The sequence below is a fragment of the Pseudomonas sp. P65(2024) genome (assembly GCF_057480955.1).
In genome coordinates this window covers 109756-122274 of record NZ_JBLIYX010000008.1, presented here as the reverse complement: position 1 = coordinate 122274, position 12519 = coordinate 109756, and the positions used below count along the sequence as shown (strand labels likewise).

Here is a 12519-nt window from a genome sequence, read left to right as displayed (position 1 = left end):
CCCGTATGCACGCGCCATCCGTTGGTGCGTGGTTCCCCGTATTGGTGCATGCCTTTGCCAAGCTAACCATCGAACCTGTGAGCGGGCTTGACCCGCGATGACATGGCCCGGGATTTGCTGCCTGGTTGCCATCGCGACCATCAACGCCGATGGTCCCTTTCATCACGACGAAGGCGCCGTGTTGCCCCGCTTGCCGCTTGCAGGCCGGGCAGCCGGCGCCTTTGTCGTTTCGTCAGCAGGAGATTGCCGATGAGCGACAGCCAAGTGCGCAGTGTTTGCCCGTATTGCGGGGTCGGCTGCGGCATCGTCATGCACGTGAGCGATGCCAAGGTGGTCAAGGTCAGTGGCGACAAGCAGCACCCGAGCAACTTCGGTCGCCTGTGCACCAAGGGCCTGAGCGCCCATGTGCCGCTACAGGCCGGGCGCATGACCCACGCCTTCGTGCGCGACCAGCGCAGCCAGCAGCCGGCGCGTTGCAGCCTGGACATGGCCATCAGCGAAGCCGCCGCGCGGTTGCGCGCGATCATCGACACCCATGGCGCGGATGCCGTGGCCTTGTACGTGTCCGGACAGATGTCACTGGAAGCCCAGTACCTGGCCAACAAGCTGGCCAAGGGCTTCATCCGCACCCGTCATATCGAATCCAACTCGCGCCTGTGCATGGCCAGTGCCGGCAGCGGCTACAAGCAGTCACTGGGTGCCGACGGACCGACGGGCAGCTACCAGGACTTCGAACGCGCCGAGGTGTTCCTGGTAATCGGCGCGAACATGGCAGACTGCCACCCGATCCTGTTCCTGCGCCTGCTCGACCGGCTCAAGGCCGGGGCCAGGCTGATCGTCGTCGATCCCCGGCGCAGTGCCACCGCCGACAAGGCCGACCTGTTCCTGCAACTGCGCCCGGGCACCGATCTCGCGCTGCTCAATGGCCTTCTTTACCTGCTGCATGTCAACGGCCACACCGACGCGGATTTCATCGCCCGCCACACCGAGGGCTGGGAGGACCTGCCGGCGTTTCTCGCGGACTACACCCCGGAACGGGTCGCGGCCATCACCGGGTTGGACGAGGCCGACCTCCACGAAGCCGCCCGCCTGATCGGTGAGGCCGGCGAATGGATGAGCTGCTGGACCATGGGCCTGAACCAGAGCATCCACGGCACCTGGCACACAAATGCCCTGTGCAACCTGCACCTGGCCACCGGCGCCATCTGCCGCCCCGGCAGCGGGCCGTTTTCGCTGACCGGCCAGCCCAACGCCATGGGCGGCCGCGAGATGGGCTACATGGGACCGGGCCTGCCGGGCCAGCGTTCGGCGCAGGTGGCGGCGGACCGCGCCTTCGTCGAGCGGCAGTGGCAGCTGGCGCCCGGCACATTGCGCAGCGAGGGCGGCGAAGGCACGGTGGCGCTGTTCGAACAGCTCAAGAACGGCGAAGTGAAGGCCTGCTGGATCATCTGCAGCAACCCGGTGGCCAGCGTCGCCAACCGCCAGCAGGTGATCGACGGCCTGAACCAGGCGCACCTGGTGATCAGCCAGGACGCCTTCCTCGACACCGAGACCAACCGCTACGCCGACATCCTCCTGCCCGCGGCGCTGTGGGCCGAGGGCGAGGGGGTGATGATCAACAGTGAGCGCAACCTGACCTTGATGCCACGCGCCGTCGAGCCGCCTGGCGAGAGCCTGGAGGACTGGCGCCTGATCGCGCGCATCGCCTGTGCCATGGGCTACGCGCATGCCTTCGACTACCCGGACGCCGAGGCGGTGTTCGAAGAGATCCGCCGCTTCCATAACCCGGACACCGGCTACGACCTGCGCGGCATCGACTATGCCGGGCTGCGCGCCAGCCCCCGGCAGTGGCCCTGCGCGCCGGGGCGCGAGGATAACCGCAGCCCGCTGCGCTATCGCAACGACGCAGACGGCCAGCCAGCGGCGCTGAGCTTTCCGACTACCAGCGGCAAGGCGCGTTTTCATGCCCGACCCTGGCTGGCGCCGGCCGAGTTGCCGGACGATGCCTACCCCTTCATCCTCAACACCGGCCGCGTGCAACATCAGTGGCACACCTTGACCAAGACCGGCAAGGTCCCAAGCCTGAACCGCCTCGACCCCGGCCCCTTCGTCGAGATCCACCCCGCCGATGCCCGGCGCCTGGGCATCGGCGACAAGGACCAGGTGGCGATCCGTTCACGTCGAGGCCAGGCGCTGCTGCCGGCCCGCCTCAGCGACCGGGTGTTGCCCGGCGGCTGCTTCGCGCCATTCCACTGGAATGACCTGTACGGCGAGCAGTTGGCGATCAACGCGGTGACCTGCGACGCCGTCGACCCCACCTCGCTGCAACCGGCCTTCAAGTACTGCGCCGTGACCCTCGAACGGGTCGCGGGTGAACGCATCGAGGTCCTCGACCTGGACGTCACCATTCCTGCGGAGCCCGTCCCCATGCCGACCGCCACCCTCGCCCGCCTGCTGGGCCTGGAGACACAACCTGCTCCGGTGCTTGCCGAAGAGGAGCGCCATTACCTGCAAGGTTTCCTGCTTGGCCTGCAACAGACACGCGCCGAGGGTGTGCCAAGCCTCCCGGCCACCGCACCATTGGCGCCGGCCCGGCGCCTGTTCGTCGATGGCCTGCTGGCGGGGCTGGTCGCCCAGCCCCAAGCACAGGCGGCAGCACCTTGCCATCGCGTGTTGTGGGCCTCGCAGACCGGCAACGGCGAGGCACTGGCCGAACGCTGCGCCCAACGCCTGCGCGAGGCGGGGCTGATGGTGGCGCTCAGCAGCATGGAAAGCGTCAGCCCGGCGCAATTGCACGGCTGCGCCAGCGTACTGCTGATTGCCAGCACCTTCGGTGACGGCGATGCTCCGGACAGTGGCGCCGCATTCTGGCAGGCCCTGCAGGGTGCGGGCGAAACCGATTGCGCCAATCTGCCCTACGCGGTGCTGGCCCTGGGCGACTCCAGCTACGACCAGTTCTGCGGCTTTGGCCGCAAGCTCGACCAGCGCCTGGCGGAACTGGGCGGCCAGCGCCTGCTGGAGCGGGTCGAGTGCGAGCCGGACTTCGAGGCTGCATTCAGTACGTGGCTCGAGGCCCTGCTGCTGGCCCTCGGCACAAACACGGTCGCTACGCCGGCGCCACCGACTGCCGAGCCTCACGGCAGAAACCAGCCATGGCCTGCACGCCTGGTGGAGAACCGCCTGCTCAATGGCCCAGGTTCGACCAAGGAGACCCGTCAACTGGTGTTCGACCTGGCGGGTAGCGGCCTGGACTACCACCCCGGCGACGCGCTGGGCGTGTGGCCGCGCAACTGCCCGGCGCTGGTCGAGGAACTGCTTGGCCTGATGCAGCTCGATGGCCAGGCCGTGGTCGAGCTTGAAGGCCAGAAACCGATGCCCCTGAGCCTGGCGCTGGAGCGGCAGCTGGACATTACCCGTGTCACGCCACGACAGCTCGAAGCGTTCAGCGAAAACACGCCAGTTCTGCAACAGCTGTTGCAGCCTGAATGCAAGGCCGCGCTCAAGGACTGGCTGTGGGGCCGGCAACTGGTCGATGTGCTGCGCGAGTTTCCCCGACAATGGCCACTGGCCCGCTGGCTGGAACTGCTCAAGCCCCTTCAGCCACGGCTGTACTCGATCAGCTCAAGCCCCAAGACGCATCCGGGGCAGGTGCACCTGACGGTGTCCACGGTGCGCTACGGCGAACGCAAGGGGGTCTGCTCGGCCTTTCTCGCTGATCGTGCGGCGGACGTCGAAGTGGCCATCTTTGCCCAACCATCCAAACACTTCCGCCTGCCCGACGACGACGGCACGCCCATCGTCATGATCGGCCCCGGCACCGGCATCGCGCCCTTCCGGGCTTTCCTCGAAGAGCGCCAGGCACGCGCTGCAAGTGGCCGCAACTGGCTGTTCTTTGGCGAGCAGCACGAGGCACACGACTTCTACTATCGCGAGCAGTTGCTGGCCTGGGAAGCGCAGGGCCATGTACGTCTGAGCACCGCGTTCTCCCGCGACCAGCCGGAGAAGATCTATGTGCAGCAACGCCTGCTGGAACAGGGCGCCGAACTGTGGCGCTGGCTGCAGGACGGCGCGCATGTGTATGTCTGCGGCGATGCCCAGAGCATGGCCCGGGATGTGGATGCGGCCTTGCGCCAGGTGGTGGCGCAGCACAGCGGCCTGGACGAGACCGCGGCAGCGGCCTATGTCGAAGGTTTGGGACGGGACAAGCGCTACCGGCGGGATGTGTATTGATGCACCACGGTGGTGAGGGCTGCACCCAGCTTGTGCGCCCGCACCACCTGGCCAGCACATGCCCAAAGCTGTAACCCTTGTGAAAGCGGGCTTGCCCCGCAATTAAAGGGAGCCTGGCACGCTCCCTGCCTCAAGCAATGCACAACAGCCCCAACGACCAACGGCGGTCAACAGGGGCCTCACACTGATGAGTACAGGCAAAGGCGCCTGGAGCTTCGGCTCCAGGCGCCTTTTTCGTTTTCCGTGATCGAGGATCGGCTATGCAGGCAACAGCGAACGGGGCACAACGAGCACGACTGGTCATCGTCGGCAATGGCATGGTCGGCCATCACTGCGTCGAGCAGCTGATCGAACGCGGCGCCACGGCACACTTCGAGCTGCATGTGTTCGGCCAGGAGCGCCAGCGCGCCTACGACCGGGTGCACCTGTCGGAGTATTTTACCGGTAGCTGCGCCGAGACCCTGGCCCTGTGCGCCCCGGACTACTACAGCCGCCACGGCGTGCACCTGCACCTGGGCGAGGCGGTGCTGGACATCGATCGCGAGCGCCGGGAGCTGGTCACCGCCGAGGGCCGCCTGGGCTATGACCAGTTGATCCTGGCCACCGGTTCCTATCCGTTCGTGCCGCCAATCGAAGGTTCCAGCGGCAATGCCCGCCTGGTTTACCGCACCCTCGAGGACCTCGATGCGATCCGCGCCGCCGCCGCAGATGCCCGCCGTGGCGTGGTGGTGGGCGGCGGCCTGCTCGGCCTCGAGGCAGCCAACGCCCTGAAGTCCCTGGGCCTGGAGGCGCATGTAGTGGAGTTCGCCCCACGCCTGATGCCGGTACAGCTGGACAGCGAAGGCGGCGCGGCGCTCAAGGCGCGGATCGAGGCCCTGGGCGTGGGCGTGCACCTGTCCCGCGCGACCCAGTCGATCAGCGCTGGCGAGCAGTACCGCTACCGGATGAACTTCGACGGTGGCGAACACCTGGAGACCGATCTGATTGTCTTTTCCGCCGGCATCCGCCCACAGGACGCCCTGGGCCGGGCCTGTGGCCTGGAGATCGCCACGCGCGGCGGCGTGGTGATCGACAGCCAGTGCAAGACCAGCGATCCACGGATCTTCGCCATCGGCGAGTGCGCGTCGTGGAACGGCAGCGTGTTCGGCCTGGTCGCCCCCGGCTACGCCATGGCACGCAACCTGGCCGCGCGGCTGCTGGGCGAGACGGCGGACGATTTCACCGGCGCCGACATGTCGACCAAGCTCAAGCTGCTGGGCGTGGATGTCGGCTCGATCGGCGATGCCCACGGCGCCACGCCCGGTTCACGCAGCTACCGCTTCATCGACGAGGCCAACAGCGCCTACCGCCGGCTGGTGGTGGATGCCAGTGGCAAGCACGTGCTCGGCGCGGTGCTGGTGGGCGACAACAGCTACTACGACACCCTGCTGCAGTACGCCCAGAACGGCATCGCCCTGCCGACCGATCCGGCATCGCTGATCCTGCCGCAAGGAAGTGGCGCGCCGACCCTGGGCGCTGATGCGCTGCCCGACAGCGCGACCATCTGCTCCTGCCACAACGTCAGCAAGGGCGCGGTGTGCGCCGCCATCGACAGTGGTTGCGGCGACCTTGCCGCCGTCAAGGGCTGCACCAAGGCCGCCAGCGGCTGCGGTGGCTGCGCTGCCCTGCTCAAGCAGGTCTTCGAGCATGAGCTGACCGCCCGTGGCGTGACGCTCGACAAGAGCCTGTGCGAGCACTTCGCCTACACCCGCCAGGAGCTCTACGGGCTGGTGCGGGTGGAGGGTATCAGCACCTTCGGCGAACTGCTCGAACGCCACGGCAAAGGTCACGTGGGTTGCGACATCTGCAAACCGGCGGTGGGCAACATCCTCGCTTCATGCTGGAACCAGCCGATCATGGACCCGGCGCTGGTACCTTTGCAGGACACCAACGACACCTTCATGGCCAACATGCAGAAAAACGGCACCTACTCCGTGGTGCCGCGCATTCCAGGCGGCGAAATCACCCCGCAGAAGCTGATCGTGATCGGTCAGGTGGCGCAGAAATACGACCTCTACACCAAGATCACCGGCGGCCAGCGCATCGATCTGTTCGGGGCCCAGCTGCACGAACTGCCGCTGATCTGGGGCGAGTTGATCGCTGCCGGCTTCGAGACCGGGCACGCCTATGGCAAGTCGACGCGCACGGTGAAATCCTGCGTGGGCAGCACCTGGTGCCGCTATGGCGTGCAGGACAGCGTGGCCATGGCGCTGCGCCTGGAGGATCGCTACAAGGGCCTGCGCGCGCCGCACAAGCTCAAGTTCGCGGTATCCGGCTGCACCCGCGAATGCGCCGAGGCGCAAAGCAAGGACATCGGCGTGATCGCCACCGACAAGGGCTGGAACCTGTACGTATGCGGTAACGGCGGCATGCGCCCGCGCCACGCCGAGCTGTTCGCCACCGACCTGGACGACGAGACCCTGATACGGCTGATCGACCGCGTGCTGATGTTCTACATCCGCACCGCCGACAAGCTGCAGCGCACCTCGGTGTGGCGCGAGGGCCTCGAAGGCGGGCTCGACTACCTCAAGCAGGTGGTGATCGACGACAGCCTGGGCCTGGCAGCCGAACTCGAAGCGCAGATGCAGCAGGTGGTCGAGCGCTACGAGTGCGAATGGGCCAACGCCCTGGGCGATCCGGAAAAGCTCAAGCGCTTCCGCACTTTCGTCAACGACCAGCGCGCCGATCCGGATGTGCATTTCGTGCGCGAGCGTGGCCAACGCCGACCGGCTGCGCCGCTTCAGCTGATTCCCACCCACGAGGAGGCAATGTGATGAACCTGTCCAACACGGTTTCAGCCAGAGAAATCCGCTGGCAGGGGGTGTGCCAGGCCAGCGACCTGGTCGCCGACTCCGGGGTGGTGGTGTGGCACGAGGGTGAGCAGGTGGCGTTGTTCTACCTGCCGGGACAAGGGCGGGAGCTGTACGCCGTCGGCAACCGTGACCCACGCTCGGGCGCGAACATCATCGGGCGTGGGTTGGTGGGCAGCCTGGGCGCAACCGTTGTGGTAGCGGCGCCGCTGTACAAGCAACATTTCTGCCTGCAAAACGGCAACTGCCTGGAAGATCCGACACAGCGCTTGCCGGTGTGGCCAGTGCGTATCCGTGGTATGACGGTCGAACTGGGACAAAGACTCAGATGACAATCAGTTTGCCGGGAGCATGCCCAACCGGCCAGTGCCCGGCCAGGTACAGGTCGACCACCCGACGCCAGTGATCGCCCAGACCGAAGAACTGCTCGGTGGCGTACTGACGGAACGCGAAGGCCGCGCCGCCGCGAGCGGCCTCGCTGAAGTCGTGCGGGCGGCAGATGAACGGCGCCTTGTCGAGCGTGCGGGTGGCGGCCATCACTGCCCTGTTCAGCGCCATGCGCTGCTCGCTCAGCACTTTGGTCGTCTCTTGCCGCGGGTAGTACGGATCGTCTTCGCCCGCCGAGGTGGGGAGCCATTGAGTGGCATCGTACAAGCCCTGGAACGCCTGGTCCGAGGGGGTCACGAACACCGCCTCGACCGAGGCGATGAGAATCACCTGCGGATCCTGGATGTCAGGCTTGCCCAGATTGCCGAAGAATCGAGTCTGCCCGATCTGTTCGAGCGTGTGTTCCAGGTCGATCATGTTACAGCCTCAAATCGGTGATGGTCTTGGGTGGCAATGCCTTGCGACCTTGCTGGATGGTGGTGCGAAGTACACCACCGGCGGCATGCGGGCCGGGGATACCGGGCAACGAATGGTTGGGCAGCGTGCCGTGGGTCGGCATCAGGTTCCACCATTTGTTGGCGCCACCGCTTTCCAATGGAATCACATGGTGGGCCGTGGCGCCGTCTGGCCAGGTCCGGTTGGTGTTCTTTTCCCACTGTTTGATCAGGCCTTTCTCGGTTTTCACGAACTCCTTGCGCATCGCCTGGTTCTGCGCCGCGTTGCGCCGCTGCACCACCGGCAGGTTGCCGCGCAGGATCTGGGCCTGCCGCGCGGTCACTTCGCCACCGGGTGAAGCGACCTTGTTGGCGTCTTGGATGATACGGTCGAGAAGCGAACATTCCGACAAGCCCAGCGGGTCGATCCAGGTCAGTGGATTGGGAGCATAGGCATACAGGTTGATGCTGCCTTCCAGCCCCAACGGGTCCTGCTGGGTGAAGCGGCCGATGTCCGGGTCGTAATAGCGGAACGTGTTGTAGTGCAGGCCAGTCTCGCGGTCAAGGTACTGCCCCTGCATACGCAGGTTCTGCTGGCGGTTTTGGTCAGGCGCGTGCCACTCTTCGCGGCTGCGGCCCCACAACAGGTAGTCGCTGTACCAGACTGAATTGCCCTGTGCGTCGGTCAGTTGCTCGGGCAGCCCGGCAATGTTGGTGTGGAAGTACTGCACCACTTCCTGGCCAGGTGCGCCGTCGATACGCGCCAGCGGCTCGTGGCTGCCAGGGTCGGTATACAGGTACAGGCTCGATTTGCCGTCCTGCACCTCCTGCAGTAAACGCAGGCCCTGCCAGAGGAAGTCGGTGCGACTGACGGGTTGCTCATGGCCACTGCGGTAGAGGCGCTTGCCAATGCGCCGCCCCAGTGGGTCGTAGCTGAACTCAATGCGCTCGTGCACGGTGCCGCGTTGCTGGTTTACGCGGACCAGCCGATGCTCGGCATCGTACTCGAAGCGCTGTAACAGCCGGCTGCCGCTGCGCTTCTCGACCATGCGGCCGAAACCATCGTAGCGGTAGCGTTTGTCCTGATGCACCGTGACCCGGTTGTGCCGCACATGAGCCTTGGGCTGGTAGCCCTCGATCAGGTTACCAGCGCGGTCGTACCCATAATGCTCGACGATCGGCACATCTCCCAGCGCCAGGCGGCGGGTCACACCATAGATGCGTTGGCTCGGCCCATAGTCGTAGGTCACCGAGCCCTGGCAGCTGCCATTGCCGAGGCCAGCACTGTGGAAGCGCAGCGCATGCTCTTGCTGGGCCGGATTCTGTGTGCCGGGTCGCTGGGTCTGGGTAAAGGTTTCGCAGACCAGGTTGTCGCCGTCGTCATAGCGATAGTCCTTTTGCAACAACGCCAGCGTCATGCTCGAGGCGTCCCGGTAATGGATCGCCCTCTGTTGCAGGCGCCCACAGCTTTCATAGCGGGTGCGGGTCTGCAACTGGCCCTGGGTGCGCAGCACTTCGTCATGCAAGCTGTCGCGCTCGAAATCGCAGATCACCCGCCCGTCGAGATTGAGCTGATGCAGGTGGCCGCTGCCGTAATACAGGTGGTTTATCCGGCGTTGATCGGGCAGGGTCAGGCTCTGCAGGTTATTCAACTCGTCATGCGCATAACCCACGGTACCGGCAGCGCTGGTCTCGCTCAGCAGGCGGCCCATGCGGTCATAGCTGAACGCCAGTCGCCGGGCATTGCCCTGCTTATCGGTGAATGTCACCGACAGCAGGTTGTCGCCCTCGTCATGGACGTATTCGGTGCAACCATCGGTGGTGTGCTTGCGTAGCAAGCGACCAACGGCATCGTGCTCCAGCTGATGGATCTGTATGGCCGTGTCGTGAGCCTGATCCGGGATCGGGTGGTGGGCGATACACGTCACGTTGCCCCGGTGGTCGTAGGTATAGGCGTAGCCACCACCATCGAGGTTCTGCTGGGTGAGCGCGCGGTCCAGCGCATCCCATTCAAAGCGATAGCGTTCGCCGTTCTCGTTCACCAGCGCCTGCAGTCGGCCATAGGCATCGTAATTCAGACTCAGCGCCGCCCCCATGGGGTCGATACGTTGCAACAGGCGACCGCTGGAGTCGAAATGCCAGTGGGTGGTGCGCCCGGCGCCATCGATATGGCGGGTCAACTGCCCGGCGGCGTTGACCTGATAATGATCGGTGCGCCCGTCGGCCCCCTGGCTTTCGATCAGGTAGCCGCGCACATCGTAGCGGTGGCGGCTACGCTCGCCCCGCGGATTGACAGACTCCGCCAGTTCACCGCGCTCGGTGTAGCGATAATGCGTGACATGGCCGGAACAGTCGCGGTAGCTGAGCAACTGGCCACGGTCATTCCATGTGAACCGGCGTTGTCGGCCATGCGCGTCGGTGATGGCCAGCAGTCGCCCGCGATCGTCGTAGCGGTAACCTGTGGTATTACCCAGGGCGTCGGTTTCACTGAGCACATTGCCTTGGCAATCGTACTGCATGCGCAAGCTTGCGCCGCCAGGCGACACGATGCTCAGCGGCAGTGCCCAATGTTCGCCATAGGCAATGCTTTCACTGCGCCCGAGCGGGTCCTGGCTGCAGACAAGGCGGCCTGCACCGTCGTAGCTGTAGCACCACTGGCTGCCATCGGGCTCGGTACTGGCGATCAACTGCCCCTGCTGGAAGGTCTCCTGCCAGAGGTTGCCCAGGGCATCGACATACCGATGGATCTCATAGTGCGGCCCCCAATGGAACGACTCCTCCCGCCCCAGGCTGTCGCGAACCCGGGTCAGGCCCTGAGCCAGGTCGTAGTCGAAGTGATAGTCCTCTGCGCTATCGCTGTGGTGGCGCATCACTCGCCACTGGTGTGTGGGCTGCGCCTCGAGCGGTGCCGGTAGGTCCCGTGGCCAGCCCCCACGCGAGGCCACTCCGTCTGGCGGTACCGCCAGGCTGGCCCATTCATAGTGATGGACGACACCGCTGGCGAGAGTCTGGCTCGCCATGCACCCTGCTGCGGTGTAGGTGAAACGGCGTACCGTTTGCCCGCTGGCATCGCGTACCTCGGCTAGCTGACCGGCCTGGGTGTAGCGGTAACTGACCAGCAACTGCTGGTCAGTGATCTGGAACGCATCGCCTGGGGCCAACTGTAGCCGCCACACCTCGCGCACTCGGCGCCCATGCTGGTTGTCGTGGCGCAACTGCACGGCAGTGCGACCGAAGGCATCGACCAGCAATTGCAAGCGCCCTTGGTCGTCATACAGCAGTTCAAGGCGGTTGAGGTTGCGATCGCCAAGTTGCACGAGGCGCGACCGGCTGTGTGCTGTCGGATCGGTCTTGAACACCTGGTACTGGCCGCTATAGATGTCCTCCACCACCGTGATGCCATCGTCCTGATGGAAAATGGCAACACCGTCCAAGGTACTGAGCAGCGCGCTGCCGGGCACCATGCGGCCCAACTCGATGCGACTGCCGTCTTCGTCGACATAGATCCACAGCTCGCCACCTTGCGGATGAGGCACCCGTTCCAGACGCACTTCGTAGGGCAGGCTCCAGCCCTTGCCCAACAGACCATCGTCGCGCAGGTCGTTGCTGTCATAACGACGCGACCAATCGATGGCCAGCAGGCCGGGCAGGCTGAAGTCCAGGTCCTCGGGGCCATCGAGCCGTTTGCTGCCGGTGGCGACCAGCACCGGGTGTCCCTTGCAGCCAGGAATACGGGAACGGGGCTTGGGTGCGTTGCGTGGCCGCGAGCGGCTCTTGACGCGCCTTGCCAGCAGCATGCCGGCGACCAGGCCAATGATCTTTGCCGCTGCGCTCTTGCCGTCGCGGATGTCTCGCACGGTCACCGTGCCACCTCCAACCCGCACATTGGGCGAGAAGGTCATGCCGATGGGGCCGTCGCAGGTGCTCTTGTCCCCGACCCTGGCCGCAGGATGGCCATTGATGAAAACCTTGTCCGACCCTTGCGCGACGAAGTTGGGGACCGGGTGCTTGCTGCACTTGACGGTGTCCAGTTCGGCAGGTTGGGTGCCAGGATTCGCCGGGGTGGCGACTGGGGGATTGAAGATGCTGTTGATTTCCTGAGCCAGCCCGATGACCGGCAGCATCAGCGATGCGCCCATCATCGCGTAGTTACCGATGTTTTCCAGTATCGAGGGTGCCTCGGCGGAGGGTTCGGCCTCACTGGCACCCGTGACGATCCCTGCCGCGCGGGCTGCAGGCATGCCATTGATGCGGGTGTTGGATGATCCGCTGTCGATCGCACCGTAGGGTTCGGGGGGAAACATCGAATTGCCAACCCAACTGCTCAGATCGGAAATGTGCTCGCCAATGCTCTTGTCTTCGCCAGCAGGCAACATAGCGGCGGCACCGACCAGGGCACCGGCGATCAATGGTGTGAGCGTGGCGGCGGCCCCACCTGTGCCAACCACGGCCACCACGGCACCGCCGATCGCCGCCGCGACCGCCGCAGTAGCGGCGGCATAGATCACCGCTTCGGTCAGCCCGCTGACCAGCTCGGCCATCAACGGCGGATGCAATATGAGATCGCCCTCGCGGGCGGCATGCAGGCTATCGCCCATGAACCACTTCCTTGTGCCCGG

General features: G+C 65.4%; 5 protein-coding genes. 3 read left to right on the top strand and 2 right to left on the bottom strand.

Going from position 1 to position 12519, the window contains the following annotated elements:
• Positions 1-249: 249 nt before the first annotated feature.
• The 3 genes from AC25MA_RS13545 to nirD all read left to right on the top strand — a co-directional run bounded on the left by AC25MA_RS13545 (position 250) and on the right by nirD (position 7411).
• Entirely contained in the window at positions 250-4230 is a 3981-nt protein-coding gene (locus AC25MA_RS13545; RefSeq protein ID WP_486972102.1) for a bifunctional nitrate reductase/sulfite reductase flavoprotein subunit alpha, read from the top strand.
• Positions 4231-4490: 260 nt separating this feature from the next.
• Positions 4491-7043: a nitrite reductase large subunit NirB gene (nirB, locus tag AC25MA_RS13540; RefSeq protein WP_486972101.1), complete on the top strand. Its 2553-nt coding sequence runs from the start codon at positions 4491-4493 to the stop codon at positions 7041-7043.
• Positions 7043-7411, top strand: coding sequence for a nitrite reductase small subunit NirD (nirD, locus tag AC25MA_RS13535; protein ID WP_280093116.1), 369 nt, complete (start codon positions 7043-7045; stop codon positions 7409-7411). The genes nirB and nirD overlap by 1 nt, the downstream gene beginning before the upstream one ends.
• On the opposite strand, the gene AC25MA_RS13530 is transcribed toward nirD, so the two are convergent.
• Both AC25MA_RS13530 and AC25MA_RS13525 read right to left on the bottom strand, forming a co-directional pair.
• The gene (locus tag AC25MA_RS13530; protein ID WP_062364169.1) at positions 7404-7883 is read right to left on the bottom strand and encodes a hypothetical protein; all 480 of its coding nucleotides are present in this window, start codon (positions 7881-7883) and stop codon (positions 7404-7406) included. The genes nirD and AC25MA_RS13530 overlap by 8 nt on opposite strands.
• A 1-nt stretch (position 7884) precedes the next feature.
• On the bottom strand, positions 7885-12498 hold the full coding sequence (locus tag AC25MA_RS13525; RefSeq protein ID WP_486972100.1) for an RHS repeat-associated core domain-containing protein: 4614 nt from the start codon (positions 12496-12498) through the stop codon (positions 7885-7887).
• Positions 12499-12519 lie beyond the last annotated feature (21 nt).

What these genes read in the sequence shown, in the direction of transcription:
- AC25MA_RS13545 (WP_486972102.1), top strand. Translation starts at nt 250, where the DNA reads ATGAGCGACAGCCAAGTGCGCAGTGTTTGCCCGTATTGCGGGGTCGGC.
- nirB (WP_486972101.1), top strand. Translation starts at nt 4,491, where the DNA reads ATGCAGGCAACAGCGAACGGGGCACAACGAGCACGACTGGTCATCGTC.
- nirD (WP_280093116.1), top strand. Translation starts at nt 7,043, where the DNA reads ATGAACCTGTCCAACACGGTTTCAGCCAGAGAAATCCGCTGGCAGGGG.
- AC25MA_RS13530 (WP_062364169.1), bottom strand. Translation starts at nt 7,883, where the DNA reads ATGATCGACCTGGAACACACGCTCGAACAGATCGGGCAGACTCGATTC.
- AC25MA_RS13525 (WP_486972100.1), bottom strand. Translation starts at nt 12,498, where the DNA reads ATGGGCGATAGCCTGCATGCCGCCCGCGAGGGCGATCTCATATTGCAT.